The 18,010-nt window shown below is 37.9% G+C and carries 14 protein-coding genes; 11 read left to right on the forward strand and 3 right to left on the reverse strand.

Annotated elements, in window-relative coordinates:
• Positions 1 to 139 precede the first annotated feature (139 nt).
• The 4 genes from BMW42_RS01400 (at position 140) to BMW42_RS01415 (ending at position 4,192) form a co-directional block, all read left to right on the forward strand.
• Positions 140 to 982: a hypothetical protein gene (locus BMW42_RS01400; protein ID WP_092766122.1), complete on the forward strand. Its 843-nt coding sequence runs from the start codon at positions 140 to 142 to the stop codon at positions 980 to 982.
• A complete protein-coding gene (locus tag BMW42_RS01405; protein WP_092766123.1) occupies positions 982 to 2,505 on the forward strand; it encodes a GH3 family domain-containing protein in 1,524 nt (507 codons plus the stop codon). The genes BMW42_RS01400 and BMW42_RS01405 overlap by 1 nt, the downstream gene beginning before the upstream one ends.
• Before the next feature lie 10 nt (positions 2,506 to 2,515).
• Positions 2,516 to 3,658: a hypothetical protein gene (locus BMW42_RS01410; RefSeq protein WP_092766124.1), complete on the forward strand. Its 1,143-nt coding sequence runs from the start codon at positions 2,516 to 2,518 to the stop codon at positions 3,656 to 3,658.
• Positions 3,659 to 3,811: 153 nt separating this feature from the next.
• The gene (locus tag BMW42_RS01415) at positions 3,812 to 4,192 is read left to right on the forward strand and encodes a hypothetical protein (protein ID WP_092766125.1); all 381 of its coding nucleotides are present in this window, start codon (positions 3,812 to 3,814) and stop codon (positions 4,190 to 4,192) included.
• A gap of 50 nt (positions 4,193 to 4,242) precedes the next feature.
• On the opposite strand, the gene rlmKL is transcribed toward BMW42_RS01415, so the two are convergent.
• Complete coding sequence (rlmKL, locus tag BMW42_RS01420; protein ID WP_092766126.1) at positions 4,243 to 6,447, reverse strand: bifunctional 23S rRNA (guanine(2069)-N(7))-methyltransferase RlmK/23S rRNA (guanine(2445)-N(2))-methyltransferase RlmL; 2,205 nt, start codon at positions 6,445 to 6,447, stop codon at positions 4,243 to 4,245.
• 171 nt (positions 6,448 to 6,618) lie between these two features.
• On the opposite strand from rlmKL, the gene BMW42_RS01425 reads away from it, so the two are divergent.
• The 6 genes from BMW42_RS01425 to BMW42_RS01450 all read left to right on the forward strand — a co-directional run bounded on the left by BMW42_RS01425 (position 6,619) and on the right by BMW42_RS01450 (position 12,914).
• Positions 6,619 to 7,236, forward strand: a complete 618-nt coding sequence (locus tag BMW42_RS01425; protein ID WP_092766127.1) for a LysE family translocator — start codon at positions 6,619 to 6,621, stop codon at positions 7,234 to 7,236.
• A 307-nt stretch (positions 7,237 to 7,543) separates the two neighbouring features.
• Positions 7,544 to 8,560 carry an aspartate carbamoyltransferase catalytic subunit gene (locus BMW42_RS01430; protein ID WP_092766128.1) on the forward strand — a complete coding sequence of 339 codons (1,017 nt, stop codon included), beginning with the start codon at positions 7,544 to 7,546 and terminating at the stop codon, positions 8,558 to 8,560.
• Positions 8,561 to 8,570: 10 nt separating this feature from the next.
• Positions 8,571 to 9,806: a dihydroorotase gene (locus BMW42_RS01435; protein WP_092766129.1), complete on the forward strand. Its 1,236-nt coding sequence runs from the start codon at positions 8,571 to 8,573 to the stop codon at positions 9,804 to 9,806.
• A 192-nt stretch (positions 9,807 to 9,998) separates the two neighbouring features.
• Positions 9,999 to 10,898 carry a lysozyme inhibitor LprI family protein gene (locus BMW42_RS01440; protein WP_143047386.1) on the forward strand — a complete coding sequence of 300 codons (900 nt, stop codon included), beginning with the start codon at positions 9,999 to 10,001 and terminating at the stop codon, positions 10,896 to 10,898.
• 128 nt (positions 10,899 to 11,026) lie between these two features.
• A complete protein-coding gene (locus BMW42_RS01445; RefSeq protein ID WP_092766131.1) occupies positions 11,027 to 12,052 on the forward strand; it encodes a DUF1311 domain-containing protein in 1,026 nt (341 codons plus the stop codon).
• A gap of 85 nt (positions 12,053 to 12,137) precedes the next feature.
• The gene (locus tag BMW42_RS01450; protein ID WP_092766132.1) at positions 12,138 to 12,914 is read left to right on the forward strand and encodes a Rossmann-like and DUF2520 domain-containing protein; all 777 of its coding nucleotides are present in this window, start codon (positions 12,138 to 12,140) and stop codon (positions 12,912 to 12,914) included.
• A 29-nt stretch (positions 12,915 to 12,943) separates the two neighbouring features.
• Here BMW42_RS01450 and trmB read toward each other — a convergent pair whose 3' ends face one another.
• The gene (gene trmB / locus BMW42_RS01455) at positions 12,944 to 13,660 is read right to left on the reverse strand and encodes a tRNA (guanosine(46)-N7)-methyltransferase TrmB (protein ID WP_035265903.1); all 717 of its coding nucleotides are present in this window, start codon (positions 13,658 to 13,660) and stop codon (positions 12,944 to 12,946) included.
• A 210-nt stretch (positions 13,661 to 13,870) separates the two neighbouring features.
• Between trmB and BMW42_RS01460 the strand changes: the two genes are divergently transcribed.
• The gene (locus tag BMW42_RS01460; protein ID WP_092766133.1) at positions 13,871 to 16,333 is read left to right on the forward strand and encodes an ExeM/NucH family extracellular endonuclease; all 2,463 of its coding nucleotides are present in this window, start codon (positions 13,871 to 13,873) and stop codon (positions 16,331 to 16,333) included.
• A 40-nt stretch (positions 16,334 to 16,373) separates the two neighbouring features.
• Here BMW42_RS01460 and BMW42_RS01465 read toward each other — a convergent pair whose 3' ends face one another.
• Positions 16,374 to 17,819, reverse strand: coding sequence for a SulP family inorganic anion transporter (locus BMW42_RS01465; RefSeq protein WP_092766134.1), 1,446 nt, complete (start codon positions 17,817 to 17,819; stop codon positions 16,374 to 16,376).
• Between the last annotated feature and the right edge of the window lie 191 nt (positions 17,820 to 18,010).

The following is an 18,010-nucleotide window of genomic DNA, read 5'->3' on the forward strand; positions in this document are numbered from 1 at the left end:
AATAATAAATTTATTTTTTAATAAAATTGCTACTCAAATCTATTAAGTATAAGATTGCACTCAATATTTTTGTGAATAAATGTTTAATTTGTTTATTGATTCACAAAAGGAATTCATTGTTTAGCTTAATGGGATCAATATGCTAGAATTAAAACGACTCCGAAAATTAAAAAAAGAACCTTATAGTGAGTTTGTTAAGGTAAAAGATTTAAAACCCCGTGATATTGAAAAGATGTTCAATATTTACAGTAACTATTATTCAAATACAGTCTTTGAAATTTTTGAAAGAGACCTTCTGGAAAAGACTGGTGTGTTTATCATTCGAGAACCCAAAAAAGATTTTTTAGTGGGCTTCTCAACTGTAATGGAGCGAAATTTTACCGTGAATGGTAAAACTGCCCATGCTTTTTTTAGTGGTGATACCATTATTGAGGAGGCGTATTGGGGTAGTCGAGCATTACAACGTGCGATGTTTCGTTATGTAATGACCTTCAAATTACGTCATACGGGTGTACCGATCTATTGGATGCTGATCTCAAAGGGCTTTAAGACCTACTTACTTCTTGCAAATAATTATTATCACTATTATCCAAATCCAGAAAATAAAGATGAATATTTAAAAGATTATGTTGAAGCGTATTGTCGTGAGTATTTTGCAGAATACTATGATGATGAATCAAAGCTGATTGATTTTGGAGAAAACTATCAGTGTCTGAAACCTGATGTGGCCCCAATAACAGAAGAAATGCGCCAGAAAAATCGTAAAATTGAGTTTTTTGAGGAATGCAATCCATCTTGGGTTCAAGGTACTGAATTACCGTGTATTGGTGAGCTGCGTTGGGTTGATATTTTGCAAACAGCGGTAAGGTTTGTGAAAAAATCATCGCTCAAAAAAAATAAGTCGAATCTGAATAAAGATAAATTATCTAAATCGGCTCTAACCAAAGATCAAGATCAAGATCAAGATTCTAAGGTGGCCTAATGTCTGTGATATTTGCAGCTCATCAAGTTTTAAATTTGGCCTGTAAAAAATCATTTAAAGACTTTTATCAATACGCTGATCAATTGGAAAAAGTTCAGCGTGATAAATTAAAAGTTATATGTGATGATCCAAAGATGGAATATGAGTCGTTTGCTCAACATTTTCCAGTAACACGTTATGCTGATTGGAAGCAGAAAGTTGAAGCATCACGTAATCAAGGCGTAAATTTACTTAATAAAAGTAAAATTATCCGATTCCAGCCCACAAGTGGTTCAAGTGAAGCACTCAAATTTATTCCATATACCCAACAATTTTTAGGTGAAATAGATCAGGCGATTGGTTTATGGCTCACGAGTTTATATCGTCGTTATCCTGAACTAAAATGTACAACACACTATTGGTCTGTATCTTGGTTGCCTGAAAGCCAGCGTCAACTGACGACCACTCATAATTTAAATGATGATAGTGCCTTACTTTCTTTTTCAAAACGAATTTTAACTCAAATTACGCAGGCCGTGCCTGCTGACATTGCTTTGGCAGAAACTGCTGAAGATGCGATGTTCGCTACGGCTGTATATTTAGTCAGAGATGAAAATCTCGGCATGATTTCAGTGTGGAGCCCAACTTTTGCACTGCAACTGATCGAAATTATCCAAGAAAATAAGAGTGAAATCGTTGAGGTTTTATCGACTGGTCAGTGGAGTCGTCAAAGTTTAGATTTTTTAAAAATCAAAAAATCAGTAAAACGTAGCCAGATTCTAGAACGATTAGATTTGGAAGATCCGACTTGTTGGAAAAAATTGTGGCCAAAGCTATTTTTAATTTCATCTTGGGATACCGCAAGCGCACAGCACTGGGCACAAATTTTAAAAACCGAAATTAAGGGTGTAAGTTTTGAAGGTAAAGGGCTTTGGGCCACTGAAGGCGTAGTGACTATACCTTTAGATGATCATTATCCCTTGATGTATCAAGCTCATTTTTATGAGTTTCAAGATTTAGATACTCAGCAAATTTACCCTGCTTGGCAGCTTAAACCAGGTCAAATCGTGAGTCCGATTATTACGACAGGTTCTGGCCTAAAACGCTACATTATTGATGATGAATTATTGGTTGATTCTTTTTATCAGGGCATTCCGTGCTTTAAATTTCTTGGTCGAAAGATGACAGTTGATTTGGTCGGAGAAAAGATTGATCAATCTGTTGCTTTGAGTGTGATCGATACATTTAAACAAAACGGTTTTTTACCCATTAGTTTACTCGGAATAGAACAGACTGAATCGAAACCTTATTATGTTTTGCTTTCTGAGGGTAGTGTGAGTGGGCAGCCGTCCGATCAACAGTTAGATCAATTGCTAAAACAAAATTTTCACTATGAGTTGGCACGTAATTTAGGGCAATTAGATGAAGCACGCGTGATGCATGTGGAAGATGCATGGCATGAATATAAGACAATCGCAATGCGCAATGGCATGATTGAGGGGAATATCAAGCCAGAACCGTTGAAGAAAATGAAATTTATTTAAGAATTTAAAAATGACAGAGCAAAATTTACTATATCGATCAAAAACCTCGCCTGAATTTTATCTACGTTATGCTGCGGAGCAAGATGATCCTCAATTGATTGAGCTGATTTCTGAAAGTATGCCGAGTAACGGTATGGTGATTTCATTTGAGCGGAAACCGAGTTATTTTCGTGCTACACATGCACAATATAATAAGCCTGAAATTTTGGTTGTCGTACATCAAGATCAGCCTGATCAAATTATTGCCATGATGAACATCGGTTGGAAATCGTATTGGATCAATGGAGTCACTGAACAATTACGCTATGTATCAGATTTACGAATCAAACTTACAGCTCGGGGTAAAAAAGCGTTTAATGTATTTATGGAATACATTTTTGAATGTTTCCCTCGTGAAATTATCTTTCAAAGTGTGATTTTAGAAGATAATAAAGTAGCTCGTAATATGATGCATCGTGAAAGAGAAGGATATGCTTTACCTTATATCTTTGATTCGATGACCACTTTTACCATTTCTAAGGTGCCTAAGTTTAAGCAGTCTGCTGAACTTCGCCTTGAAACAATGACCATAGATAAGATTGATGCGGTCAATGGTTTTATACAAGAAATGGCTTCCCATTATAATTTTTTACCTGATTATAACTTTAGACAGTTATTGGAAGCTAATCATCCTTTTTGGTATGGGCTGAGATTAGAAGACTTTCATTTAGTGCTCAATTCAGATCATAAAATCGTAGGTTTATTTGGTTTGTGGGATCAAAAAGATTTCAAACAAACTAAAGTGGCGAGTTATTCTACAATGTTAAAACTGTTAAAACCTGTCTATAACACTTATGCTCGAATTACTGGACAGTTAACGCTTCCCGAAGAAGGGCAATCCTTTGATTATCTCATGACGCATAGTTTCCTCTGTGATCCAAGTGCGTTAGACGTACTAAAGTTTATGCTGACCAAAGTAAATACATTGGTGAAAGCTCAGGGTAAAACATCATTTTGTGTGACTGTGGTTGAGAATGACCCACGTAAGCAAGTTCTAGAGCAGTGTTCATCACATAAAATGAAAGCAGTTCACACGCTTCATAGTTATGAAAGTAAACCCTATGACGTGATTGATCGTTCTAAATACTCTTACTTTGAAGTGAGTCGTATTTAAGAATATGGTGCGTTCATCGGAATGCGAGTGAACGCACTTGATTAGCTGTAATTAATAAATATATAAATAAAATTACAATAATAATTCTCGAGATAAAAAATGGAATTCATAAGTGTTACTTTTCGACGGTCAATTTTAATTTCTTGCATGCTGATGTGTGGTTTTCAATGGGCAACTGCACAGCAATTAGATGAATCTGAACTTATCGAACAGCAAGTGATTGATCAGAATTTGAATGAAAATTTAGTGCAAGAATTAAAAAAAGAAGTATCACAGAGCGTTGAGGTACAAATACAAAATCAACAATATTTGGCTCAGACTCAAGCAGAAGAATTTAATCAGAAGCAATTGGTTTCAAATGCGGTTTCTGATTTTGAATTGAGCAAAAAGGCAGATCCTGATCAAATTAGCAAAACCATTAAACCACTGACGTATTATCCTTATGATACGCTACCACGTACTGTCTATGTTTCAACAGATCCAACCCTTATTGTGACAAAGGAATATTCATCTTCAAAAAATTTAAGAAAATAAAAAAGGGCAAACGAATTGCCCTGTTTTTTATTAGTCAAGCTCTCAAATCATTAGGTTTGAAGATGTGTAATTTTCCATGAACGGTGAATTTTAGTATTACGTTTAAAGTCTAGACCAATTGTTTCATGGGTGAGTTCTTCAATGTCATAAAATGCTTTGATTTCGTCGTCTAATTCAAAACCACGATAGTTATTTGAGAAATACAGTGTACCACCAGTGGTTAAACGATTCATTGCACGCTTAATCAGGGATAAGTGATCACGTTGAACGTCAAACGTACCATGGAATTTTTTAGAGTTCGAGAACGTTGGCGGATCGATAAAGATTAAGTCATATTGTTCATGACCTTCTTTTAACCATTCAAAACAATCACTGGCAAAGAACTGGTGTTGTTGGTCAGCATGATCAACCGTTAAACCATTTAAGACAAAGTTTTCTTTAGACCAGTTCAAATAAGTATTTGAAAGGTCGACACTGGTCGTGCTCGCAGCACCACCTAACGCAGCATGTAAACTCGCAGTTGAGGTATAACTGTATAGATTAAGGAAATGTTTACCTTTTGCTTCAGCAGCGATGCGTAAGCGAATTTGGCGATGGTCGAGGAAAAGACCAGTATCTAAATAATCTGTGAGGTTAACCAAAATTTTCGCTTTGCCTTCTTGAACGATAAAGCGTTTAGAGGCAGTACTTTGTTTAGTGTATTGGTTTTTACCTTCCTGACGAGCACGAGTCTTGATAAAAATGGCATCGCGACCTAAACCTGTGACAGCACGGATTGCTTGTAAAGCAAGATTAAAACGTTTTTTCGCTTTTTCAGGATCGATTGATTTTGGTGGGGCATATTCTTGAACATGCAATCGGTCACCATATAGATCTACGGCGACATTGAAGTCTGGTAGATCAGCATCATAAATTCGCAAACAATAGATATTTTCTTTTACTGCCCATTTTTTCAAATTCTGCATATTCTTTTGCAGGCGATTTGTAAAATCTTCAGCACCTTCAATTTTATCGAATTGAAGTGGTTGCCAATTGGCTAAGAAAGGTTGTGTCACAACAGGTGGCTTAATCTTACCTGAGCGAATATAAATAGGTAGCTTACCATTCATTAAGCGAAGTGTTTGAGTTTCGCTAAATGCTAACACGTCTGCTTGTTCAATTTGAGCTGCAATAACTGCGGCAGTTTGGTTGGCAAAGTTCTTTTGAAGTAAGCCAGATAGACCAAGATAGAACGAACGGCTAGAGCCTTTATCACCAAGACGCTCACCATAAGGTGGGTTAGTGACAACGACCACAGATTTACCTTCTGCCTTAAAATCTGGCCAATCAGAAAGGGTGCGCTCTTCAATTTGAATTTGATCGAGCAATGCCTCAAATCCTGCAGCGCGGATATTATTTTTGGTTGCTTTTACTGCTTCCCAATCTGCGTCAAAGGCATAGAATTTTGGAAGCGGTTTTTCTAAGGCAACTTTGTGACGTTCCGCAGCTTCACCTTTAATTTGCATCCAAAGATCATGATCATGACCATTCCAGCCATTAAAGCCGAAACGACGAACTAAACCAGGCGCGCGGTCAGTTAACATCATTAAAGCTTCAATAATGAATGTTCCTGAACCACACATTGGATCAAGAACAATATCTGGATTCTTTTCAATTAATTTTGCATGTTGAAGAATGGCTGCTGCCAAGTTTTCTTTGATCGGTGCATCAGTCATATAGTGGCGATAGCCACGTTTATGCAATGAATCGCCAGACAAATCTAAACAGAAAGTATGTTCTTTTTTACCAGCCAAAGCATAAATGGTTATTTCTGGTTGTTTGATATCGATGCTTGGACGCTTACCGACAGCCTCCATGAAGGAATCTACGATACCGTCTTTTACACGTAATGTGGCGAATTGGCTATTGACCTTGATCTCACGTTCAACATGTAAACGCACAGCAAATGTACTTTGAGGTGCAAAAATAAGCGACCAGTCAAAACTATTTGCACCTTCGTAGAGTTCTTCAGCTACATCGCGTGCATCGTGAGTAAATTCAACTTCAAACGTATGGATAGGCGTCAAAACACGTGATGCAAGACGAGACCACATACAAATCCGGTAGGCATCAGCCAATTGACCTTTGAAAACCAATCGCCCAGGGAAACGTTCAACGTTTTGTACTCCTAAACCTTCAATTTCTTCTTGAAGTAAGGTTTCAAGCCCATCTGCACAGGTAACCCAATATGTAGAAAGACGAGGTTTAGAATTCATGAACATTCCCAAAGACTAATAAAGCAATCGTATATTTTAACTTATTTTTGATTTTAAAACTGCTTTAATGCGTTGATCCAACCATTTTAAAAATAATTTAAATTTAAAAGATTGATTGAAACTGGTTGATATAGCACCATAAAACTAAAAAACACTAAAAGATAAAAAAATATGCTGGCTTTAATTTTCTCTATGTTTACCTTTTCATTAGCGATGTCTATCTCTCCTGGACCTGTTAATTTAACTATTCTCAGTAGCAGTATGAACTTTGGTGTTCGAAAAACTTTTGCTTTTATTTCAGGTGCTACCATTGGATTTACTGCTTTACTTGCAGCAGTTTGCTTTGGTCTATATCAGATTATTTTATTGTATCCGGTTCTTTTGGATGCTATTGCGCTGTTAGGAACGGCTCTATTGGTTTGGATTGGCTGGAATATTTTAAGTGCTAAAGGCGAGAAAATTCAAACGGATCAACAAGATCTAGAGAAAATTCCAAATTTTACGCAAGGTGCTTTAATGCAGTGGCTGAATCCAAAAGCTTGGATTGCCGCTGTTTCAGGTACAGCTCTATTTTCAGCTTCAGAGAATAGTGTTTATTTAGCGCTTTTTGTTTTGATTTATTTTATGGTCTGCTATGTCTCTTTATGGCTTTGGGGATATGCAGGGGAAAAATTGGCTCAGTTTCTTAATGTAGGAAATCGAGCAAGAATTTTGAATAGGGTGATGGGAAGTCTTTTAATCGTGATTGTTATACAGATGTGTCTCACTCATTTTTTAACATATCCATAAAACTATGAGTGGATCATTTATTAAAAATTTCTATTTTTATAATCTAACTCACTATTTCAGGGAAATTTGATTGAACAGATGTATCAAAATAAAGATAAACAAGATTTTATGTAGGAGTTAGGAGCCTAATTTTGTGGTAATTAGAAGATTTCAATGGGATGCTTTTGGTTAAATTAAGTTTTTGAAAAATTTTATTAAACCTCATAAGTCGTGATTAAGTTAGATATTGATCAGCTGCAGTGTGGGTCACTGCCAAATCATTTTAGAATCTGTATAATACGTTGACTTAACGTATAAGGAATCTCTCATGCACTTCGCTGCATTGCATACACCGAGCCAGATTCAACTCAACCAAGATGGGAATCTCAAACACTTCCTCACCATCGAAGGCCTTTCAAAAGAAACTCTTACAAAAATATTGGACACTGCACAGTCCTTTTTTAATGACCAAAATCAGCTCATTACCAATAATATGCTTGAAGGCAAAACGGTAATGAACCTGTTTTTCGAAAATTCGACACGTACACGAACGACATTTGAAGCAGCGGCAAAACGTCTTTCTGCCAACGTGCTCAATATTGATATTGCTCGCTCAAGTACTTCTAAAGGCGAAACACTGAGAGATACACTGTGGAATTTAGAAGCAATGGCGGCTGATATCTTTGTGGTTCGACATTCTTCATCGGGTGCTGCACATTTTATTGCGAAGGATGTTTGTCCAACTGTTGCGATTATCAACGCGGGTGATGGACGTCATGCGCATCCAACACAAGCAATGTTGGATATGCTTACGATTCGCCGTGAAACCAATAAAAAATTTGAAGATATTTCCATTGCGATCATTGGGGATATTAAACATTCACGAGTTGCACGTTCTGATGTGGCTGCATTGCAAACATTAGGTTGTAAAGATATTCGTGTGATTGCGCCGAATACGTTACTTCCTTATGGCTTCGATGAATATGGTGAAGGTGTTCGCCTATTTAACAATATGGAAGCTGGGATTAAGGATTGTGATGTCATCATTACTTTACGTATTCAAAATGAACGTATCGATTCACCTGCATTATCTTCACAAGCTGAATTTTACAAAATGTATGGTTTGAACAAAGAGCGTTTGGCTTTGGCCAAACCTGATTGTATCGTGATGCATCCAGGGCCGATGAATCGTGGTGTTGAGATTGATTCAAGTATTGCAGATGGTCCTCAATCAGTGATTTTGAATCAGGTGACCAATGGTATTGCGGTGCGTATGGCAGTTCTCGCGCTGGCGATGCAGGGTCAGTTACAAGAACAAGGTTTAATTGAAGCAGTTGCGGTATAAGGAATCAGTCATGTCTATTGTTAAAGTCGAAAATGTACGCGTCCTAGATCCAATTGCTCAAACTGATCAAATAGAAACTATTTTTATTCAAGATGGAAAACGCATCGAAGCGACTTCAGATGTGCATGAAAGCATCGATGGGAAAGGCAAATGGTTGATGCCAACGATGGTTGATTTGTGTGCACGTTTACGAGAGCCAGGTCAACAACAACATGGAACGTTGAAATCTGAAGGTAAAGCAGCACGTGAAAATGGCATTTTACATGTATTTACCCCACCAGATTCAAAACCTATCGTTCAGGACAATGGCGCTTTAATTCATGGTCTTGTTGAAAAGGCCATGTTAGATGGCGGGATTTACCTTGAGGTGATAGGTGCACAAACACAAGGGCTTCAAGGAAATCAACCAGCCAACATGGCGGGTTTAAAAAAGGGTGGTTGTACTGCTGTATCAAATGCAAATGCACCTTTTGCGAATGACGATGTGGTGCTTCGTACGCTTGAATATGCTGCAGGTTTGAATTTAACTGTCGTATTCTATGCTGAAGAGCCTCAAATTGCGAAAGATGGCTGTGTGCATGAAGGCTTTATTGCTTCACGCCAAGGTTTACCAATGATTCCTGCTTTGGCAGAAACGGTCGCGATCGCAAAATATCTATTAATGATAGAGGCGACAAAAGTCCGCGCACACTTCGGATTACTGTCTTGTGGTGCTTCGGTTGAGTTAATACGTATCGCGAAGGAAAAAGGATTGCCAGTCACGTGTGATGTTGCAATGCATCAGTTACATCTTACGGAATCTTTAATTGATGGATTCAATTCCTTGGCACATGTACGTCCACCTTTGCGTTCAGAATCTGATAAAGAGTTACTTCGTCAGGGGGTAAAATCCGGAGTGATTGACGCGATTTGTACGCATCATGAACCACTCAGTAGTTCTGCAAAAATGGCACCTTTTGCAGAGACTTTGCCAGGTTTTACTGCGTTTGACTCGTATGTTCCTTTTGGAATCAAATTGATTGAAGAAGGTTTATTTAGTCCATTAGAGTGGGTTGAAAAAGTAACGAGTGCGCCAGCTGCTGTCGCACAAATGACTGAGACATGGAAAGCACAGGCTGGATGGGTGCTGGTTGATCCAGATTTGGAATGGACACTTGATAAATCTTCTATTATTTCTCAAGGTAAAAATACACCGTTGATTAATCAAAAAGTCAAAGGTAAGGTAATTCGTACTTTCATAAAATAATGTGAATTCAATCATTTAAAGGTCGATTAATATCGGCCTTTTTTATTTTGGATGATTGAATAATTCATGATTCAATATATTTTATGAAGATCTTTATTTTTTTAATAAAATTTAACTGAGAGCTTTAATAAGAATCAAAACAAAACCAATGAGGTTTGGTATCAAGAGCTTGAGTTTGATTGGGGGAGTAGCATGAAACTTCGGATGAAAACATTGACCACATTGTGCATGGTTGGTGCATTGTCAGGATGCCAACAAGTGTATTCAATCATGTATGCTTTTAATCGTTGTGATCAACCTGAAGTGCAATTAAAACTCGAACAAGTCATCCATAAAGACATCGCGAATATCTCAGCGACTCAACTCAAAAGTATTATAGAAAATGATCAAGTTATTATAGATGGTCAACTCTTACAGCGTAGTTTGAAACCAGTTCAATTTAAAATTGAAAACATTGATAAAATAAAGAAAATGAGATCCTCTGATCAGACGATGTGTACAGCAAGAGTCACTGCTGAACTACCATCAAATTATCTGACGGATGCTGATGTATCGCGCGCATTAAATCGAGAGTCAAATGTTTTAGAATCAGCTGCACTTTCTCAATTAAACTTTGAGAACAATCAGATTTCTACTGAGTTAAATTATAGTGTACGAATTTCAGAGCATGAAGTAACTGTACAATTGGTGAATGCACTACATTTCACCAGTTTTATGCAAAAAGTTCTAATAGATGCCCACTTAAAACCATCACGTTTGACGGCTTTAGTGTTAGATCGTCAAAAGAAACAAGCACTTTTAAATCAGCAAAATAAAACATCAGATGATTATCAATCCATTCTTATTGCTGAAGCACAACTTAAATCAGATCAAGCCAATGAAGATCTAAATTCTGTATGGAGTAGAGCTTCACTTCAAGCACGCCAAAAAATACAATACGAGCAAGAACTGTGGGCAAAAAAGCGTAATTTAGAATGTAAATTAAATAGTGAAGGCGCCGATAATCCTGAAGTTTTTCGATTGAATTGCGAAACAAATATGGCGATTAGTCGAACATCTGAATTACAGCAAAAAATTTTCACTCTAAGTTAGGCATTGATTAAACGGGGTTGTTGAGCGTTAGCTTTTACGCATCAAATTTTAAAAAAATAAAAATGTGATGGAGTTGTTGTTTTTTATTTGATTAAATATGTCAAAATTATAAATATGCGGTATAAAAAATGACGTATAAGATTAAATTGGCTTTGATTATCTCTACCATCTTCGTTGCAGGTTGTGATCTGAATAAGAAAAGCAAAGACACCTCACAGAATGTAGAAATTGCTGATTGGAGTTGTACTTCTCCTACGAATGTCAAAGAAATTGAACGCTTTGCGCAACAGGAATATAACAACATTTTAGATCGTCGTTTAAAAGCAACACATCAGTATGAGTCAGATTTAAAATTACTTTCCCAAATCAACTCATCGCTTAGATTTGAACTCAAGTCGATTACAACAACGAATGATCCTTCAAATGCAACAAACAAACTGACGTGTTCAAGCCAGTTAGTTATCCACCTGACGAAGGGGCTTCAACGTCGTGCTGAAAATGCATACCTTGAAAAACCTTGCGAATATGAATGTGAACATGACGAAGGTAGTTATACGCTCCAACATTGGATTAATGATGTTCATGGCAATATCAGTTATGGGCAAGATAAGCTCATAGGCACTTTAAATTATGAGATTACCAAGACAGATAAAGAAGGTTTAATGCTAAGTGTGCAACCTGATAATGCATTGTTAGATATTGCTGCAAGTATGACGAGATATGCTGTTCAATTTGAAGCATTTCGTAAAGCAAATCAGAATGAATCAAAAGCTTACGAAGAATATGAGGCAGTACAACAAAAACAAAAGGCCTTGGCACTCAAAGCCATGCAATTGAGAAAATCTGATTTAGATAAAGAGCAAGCACGAGCTGTCGAGCGACTTAATTTAACTTGGGATAATTTGAGCGGCGAACAAAAAGAACAGCTAAAGAGCGATCAAACTGAATGGTTCGAACGTCGTGACGTGGATTGTAAAGTGGTCTCTCAAAAGTCAATTGAAAGTATCCCAGAAAAAGAACGCGAAACTTATCAGCAACATTATCAATATTGGGACAATGAAATGAATCAAATGAATGTTGAGATGCAATATTCTAAATGTTTCATTCAAAAGACCAATGAGAGAATTGTGTACCTAAACAATGTGTTTAATTAATTCATTACAATATAGCAAAAGGGCGAATTGATTCGTCCTTTTTTTATCGGCATGCTTAGGTATACAGAATATATGTGGAAGCGATATGCGTATTAGTGTGATTGGAGCAGGGCGCGTAGCTCATCATTTGGCTCAGGTATTGAGTCAGCATCATGAGATTGTCCAAGTGTTTAGTCGAGAGCAATCTAAAGCCAATTTGTTGGCGGCTTTAGTAAGAGCTAGACCATGCAATGCAATTGAAGATCTCGAAGACACTGTTGATATTGCATTATTGGTGGTGAGTGATAAGGCAATTGAAGAAGTTGCTGAAAAAGTTGCAAAACAGCTTCCTCAGGCTTTAATTGTACATACGTCTGGCAGTACCCATATCTCTAAAATCACGCAATATCATGAGCGTGCAGGTGTGTTCTATCCACTACAAACCTTTAGCTTTGAAAGTCAAATTGATTGGTTGAGTACGCCAATATTTGTTGAAGCGATGAGCGACCAGGATTTAGCATCCTTGACTCAAATGGCAAAAGAGTTGAGTCAAAAGGTTTATCAATATGACTCAACACAGCGCTTGAGTTTGCATTTAGCAGCTGTCTTCGCGTGTAACTTTACCAACTACTGCTATGACGTCGCTAAGCAGCTCGTAGATGCACAAAAAGTCGATTTTAATTTATTGTACCCATTGATTTTGGAAACTGCGAAAAAAGCGACTTTAAATCCCCCAAAACAGGTGCAAACTGGTCCAGCGATGCGTGGTGATCAAAACATTATCCATATGCATCAAGAGATGCTGGCGCAGGCTGGACGTACGGATTTAAGCCAAGTGTATAGTGTGGTGAGTGATCAAATTTATAAAAGACAATCAGAATAAAAAAACAGGACTTAAGTCCTGTTTTTTTATTATTGAATCTTTTTAAATAAGAAGTCGTTAATTTTATGGCCTTCTTCAATTCCACGACGTTCAAACTTAGTTTGAGGACGCCAGTCAGGACGAGGATAACTGTTACCTTTACCCGCCATATTTTCTAAACGAGGGCGGTTATCTAATACATCTAACATCCATTCTGCATAGGGTTCCCAATCGGTCGCAGCATGGAATGTTCCACCCATTTCAAGTTTTTCTTCAACTAAAGGCATACGATCGTGTGAGACGAAGCGACGTTTATGGTGACGTTTTTTCTGCCAAGGATCGGGGAAATAAAGTTGAATTGCATTGATACTGTTATCTGGCATTTCACGCAAAACTTGAATTGCATCCGCATCAAGTAAACGTAAGTTTGTCAAACCAGCCATACCCGCTTCATATACACATTGTGCAATGCCGGGAACATGTACTTCAATGCCGACATAATTGCGTTCAGGATTGGCTTTTGCCATAAGTACAAGAGAGCGCCCCATACCGAAACCGATTTCAACCGTCAATGGACGTTCAGGATGCTCAAATTGCTGACGTAAATCACCAACAGGATATTCCAAAATTAAGTGACCATATTGTTCAAGCGCAGTTCGTTGAGAAGTATTCAACGGAGATGAACGGCGCATAAATGTGACAATTTCGCGATGCTCGTTCAAGTTGTCTAATTCTACAACTTGCGGGTCTAATTGATCGTTCGACATAACTTTGGCAAATGAGAAAAAATTCGAATGCGGTATTTTAAGACCTGAGACTCCTAAGTCAAACCTTTTTCTACCTGAAAGCGCTACGTAGCTATCAATGATTTGTCGATCTATTCATGAACTTTTTCAAAATGTCATGAATTGTTCATCAACTTGTCATGCCTGTACACTAGGCTTGGAAAATAATATGAACAATGAATAAGACTTAAAATGAATAAAATAACGCTAAACAAATGGGTGTTCAATAAACTCACATTATCTTTATGTTTGATCGGATTTAGTTCAACGTCGTATGCTGAACTCATGATCAGCCAGTATGTGGATGGTAATAACAACAAGAAAGGTATTGAACTATACAATCCAGATGGAGGTGTTGTTGATTTATCCGCGTATCAATTAAAAATATTTCCGAATGGTCAAACCACTGCGAATTTGACGGTCAAGCTGCAAGGAACTTTAACAGCTCAGCAGCACTTTTTAATTGGACATTCAAATTTAAAAACTGAATTGGGTGAAGCTGTTCAGCAAACTGCTAACCTTTCATTTAATGGCGATGATGCAATTGTTCTCTATAAAAACAATGTGGCTGTCGACCGTTTTGGTGCGATTGGAACACAGCAAAACTGGGCAACCGGTTTAAGCTTTGAACGTACAAAGAAAACACATGATGTCGTTTCGATAGATCCATCTGCACCCTTTGAAATTCAAAAAGAGTGGGCTAAATGGTCGGATCGCAATGCTTTTAACCAGTATTTAGCGATTAGTACAAATGAACCAATAGAGCCATCTCCGACGACTCTAAGTTGTAACTCTGCGAATACACCTATCGCTGAACTCTCACAAGCAGCTAAGAATCAAAACTATACTGTGAAGGGGGTGATTACTGCGGATTATCGTTATGCGAATGGATTCTCAGGTTTCTATATCCAAACCCCTGATGCCAAAGCAAAACCCGATCTAACTAACGCGATTTTTGTATATGCTCCTGCTTCAAGTCCTATAAAAGGAGGAAAAGTCGGAGAAGAAGTCGTTCTTAAAGGTCGATTAACTGAATATCAAAATCAGTTACAGATTGATAATTTATCCGAAAATATTTTAACTTGTAATCAAGCGGCAAGTGCTTGGATAACGCCATTATCAATCGAGTTACCATTTGAGAGTTTAACTAACGCTTCAGGGCATGCGCCAAAGCGTTATCAAGGTATGTTGGTTAAAATACCTCAAACATTAACGGTAAGTGAAAATTACAATTATGGTCGCTACGGACAACTGTCATTAAGTCTAGGACGTTTGTTTATGCCGACCAATATTTATCCAGCTAAATCAGCAGAAGCAACGGCATTGGCGCAAAAAAATCTTTTGTCCAAAATTGAACTTGATGATGGATATAATGCACAAAATTTAACGCCTACACTGCCAAGTCAGTTTAGTGCTTTAAATACCCTACGTGCAGGTGATCAGTTAAATGCTGTTGAGGGTATTCTAGAATATCGATTTAATTCTTGGCGTATTCAACCTGTACAAGGTCGTACTCAAATCCAAATTAAAGCGAACAACCCGCGGCCACCGATGATTCAGAAAAATTCAAACCAAACCCGTGTCGTGGCTTTCAATGTTTTGAACTATGACAATGGCTTAAATGGTTTTCCAACTGAGCGAGGTGCTAGCAGCAAAGCTGAGTTTGAGAAGCAACATGCCAAAATAGTCAGTGCAATGAAAGAAATCGATGCTGATGTATTTGGTTTAATGGAAATTGCGAATAATGGTTATGGTGAAAATAGTGCCATTGCATATTTAACACGAGCACTTGGATCGGAGTGGAAATATATCACTCCGCCAAATTCAAATCGATTAGGTGATGATGCGATTGCTGTTGCGATTATTTACAACAGTAAGCGTGTAAAACCTGTTAACGCTGCTGCAGTGTTTGATGACCAGTCACAAAGAAATCGAGTGACCCTTGCTCAAAGTTTTCAACCAGTGAGTGGCGGTAAAATCTTTACGGTTATTCCGAATCATTTGAAGTCTAAAGGAAGTTGTCCTTCAAATGATCAATCTGCTGATGCGGATCAAGGTGATGGTCAGGGGTGTTGGAATGCGACACGAGTTAAAGCGGTACAACAACTTATGCAGTGGATTGCAAAGAATCCAACGCAAATTATAGGTCATACGAATACGCTCTTGATTGGTGATTTAAATAGTTATGCAAAAGAAGATCCAATTTTGGCTTTAGAGCGTGCTAATTATACGAATGTACTGGCGGACAAAGTTGTAGGGCTCGGCGAACAGGCGTATACCTATGTATTTGGTGTCGACAGTAACAAAGCTGGATTTGGTGGAGCAGGTAATTTGGATCATGCTTTAGCTGATGCTTCGCTCTTTCCTGCGGTTAAGCGTGCATTTGTATGGCACATTAACGCTGATGAGCCAACGAACCTAGACTATAACGAAGAATTTAAGACTACAGAGCAGAAGTCGCTCTTTTATGTAAATCATGCATTTAGATCTTCTGATCATGATCCAGTGATTGTCGACTTAGAGCTTAACAGCTCAACAAATGCTGAGCAGCCACAGCGTGACACTAAGTCAGGTGGTGGTTCGTTGAACTGGCTATCCATTTTAGGATTAAGCCTGTTAGCCTTGGTTGGTTGGAGACGCAGAAATCATTCCTAAAACTTAGCAGTAAAAAAAAGAGCCATTTGGCTCTTTTTTTTTAAGTATTTGAGATACGTTCTATCAATGTTATGCTCGCTTGGTTTAAACCAATCACACGTACCTGAGTCCCTTCCGCTTCAAATTTAGCCACGACATTCGCTAACATATTGACAGAAGTGATGTCCCAAATATGAGCATAGCTGAGATCTATTTCTACTTGCTTGATATCTTCTTTGAAATCAAAAAATGCATAAAAAATTTCTGCGCTACTGAAAAATATTTGACCTTTCACCGTATAGTAGCGTACGTGATTTTCTAATTCAGATTGAACTTTTACTTCACTCTCGAGTTTATTAATGAGAAATAAGGCTGACAGAACTACACCAATCAATACGCCTAGAGCAAGGTTATGTGTTGCAAGAACAATCACCACGACAGTAAGCATGACAATATTACTTTGCACGGGATGTTTGCGGAAATTTTTTACTGAATCCCAATTAAATGTCGTGAACGCGACCATGATCATAATGGCGACTAAAGCAGCCATAGGAATATAAGCCAACCAATCTTTAAAGAAGACCACGAGACATAGCAAAAAAACACCAGCCACTAATGTCGATAATCTTGTTCTTGCACCTGAGCTGACATTGATGATGGATTGCCCGATCATTGCACATCCAGCCATCCCCCCCATAAAGCCACTTACCATGTTCGCGATCCCTTGACCGCGACATTCTTGATGACGATCTCCTTCAGACTCAGTCATTTCATCAATCACAGTCGTAGTCATCATGGTCTCAAGCAAACCAACTGTGGCGAGCGTGAGAGAGTACGGTAAGATAATAAGTAAAGTGTCGAGATTGAATGGAATTTCAGGAACTAAAAATACAGGCAAGGTATCTGGGAATGCACCTAAATCACTAACTGTTCTCATGTCAGCGCCAAGTAGAAGTGCCAATACACTGAGTACAATAATACACACTAATGGCGATGGTATGATTTTTCCGATTTTGGGTAAATAGGGAAATGCGTAAATGACCAATAAACCAATCGCTAAAAATATATAGCCTAAGCTATTCATTTGAGCAATTTCTGGAAATTGAGCGATAAAAATGAGAATCGCTAAAGCATTTAAGAAACCATAGACCACTGACTGGGAAACAAAACGCATGAGTTTTGCGACTTTGAGATATCCAGCGATAATTTGAATTACACCTGTCAGAATCGTAGCTGCCAATAAATATTGTAATCCGTGTTCTTTAACAAGAGTGATCATCAGCAGCGCCATCGCACCTGTAGCAGCCGAAATCATAGCAGTCCTACCACCAAAGAAGGCGATCGTAACAGCTATACAGAATGAGGCATACAGACCTACCTGAGGATCAACGCCAGCTATCGCCGAAAATGCGATTGACTCTGGAATCAAAGCTAAGCCTACGACTAAGCCTGCAAGTACGTCAGTTCGAATGTTAGAAAACCACTGATCTTTCTTTAAATAAATCACAATTTGCCTTTCACAAAGATGTAGCAGCGCTATGGTAAAACATCACACAAATAAAAGCTGAAAAAAGCTTGAAAATTAATTCAATCTGCACAATATTCATAAGGAGATAATCGATGTTTACGCTTGCTTGCAATTTAAAAAACAGTTCTTATTGAAAAAAAGCGTGAAGCAATTTAAAAATGATAGTAGTT

The organism is Acinetobacter sp. DSM 11652 (assembly GCF_900109815.1).
Lineage (GTDB): Bacteria > Pseudomonadota > Gammaproteobacteria > Pseudomonadales > Moraxellaceae > Acinetobacter.

Excerpts from the sequence above, each read along its gene's own strand:
- rlmKL (WP_092766126.1), bottom strand. The coding sequence starts at position 6,447 with ATGAATTCTAAACCTCGTCTTTCTACATATTGGGTTACCTGTGCAGAT.
- BMW42_RS01400 (WP_092766122.1), top strand. The coding sequence starts at position 140 with ATGCTAGAATTAAAACGACTCCGAAAATTAAAAAAAGAACCTTATAGT.
- BMW42_RS01430 (WP_092766128.1), top strand. The coding sequence starts at position 7,544 with ATGCACTTCGCTGCATTGCATACACCGAGCCAGATTCAACTCAACCAA.
- BMW42_RS01445 (WP_092766131.1), top strand. The coding sequence starts at position 11,027 with ATGACGTATAAGATTAAATTGGCTTTGATTATCTCTACCATCTTCGTT.
- BMW42_RS01410 (WP_092766124.1), top strand. The coding sequence starts at position 2,516 with ATGACAGAGCAAAATTTACTATATCGATCAAAAACCTCGCCTGAATTT.
- BMW42_RS01435 (WP_092766129.1), top strand. The coding sequence starts at position 8,571 with ATGTCTATTGTTAAAGTCGAAAATGTACGCGTCCTAGATCCAATTGCT.
- BMW42_RS01405 (WP_092766123.1), top strand. The coding sequence starts at position 982 with ATGTCTGTGATATTTGCAGCTCATCAAGTTTTAAATTTGGCCTGTAAA.
- BMW42_RS01460 (WP_092766133.1), top strand. The coding sequence starts at position 13,871 with ATGAATAAAATAACGCTAAACAAATGGGTGTTCAATAAACTCACATTA.
- BMW42_RS01440 (WP_143047386.1), top strand. The coding sequence starts at position 9,999 with ATGAAACTTCGGATGAAAACATTGACCACATTGTGCATGGTTGGTGCA.
- BMW42_RS01415 (WP_092766125.1), top strand. The coding sequence starts at position 3,812 with ATGTGTGGTTTTCAATGGGCAACTGCACAGCAATTAGATGAATCTGAA.
- BMW42_RS01450 (WP_092766132.1), top strand. The coding sequence starts at position 12,138 with ATGCGTATTAGTGTGATTGGAGCAGGGCGCGTAGCTCATCATTTGGCT.
- trmB (WP_035265903.1), bottom strand. The coding sequence starts at position 13,660 with ATGTCGAACGATCAATTAGACCCGCAAGTTGTAGAATTAGACAACTTG.
- BMW42_RS01425 (WP_092766127.1), top strand. The coding sequence starts at position 6,619 with ATGCTGGCTTTAATTTTCTCTATGTTTACCTTTTCATTAGCGATGTCT.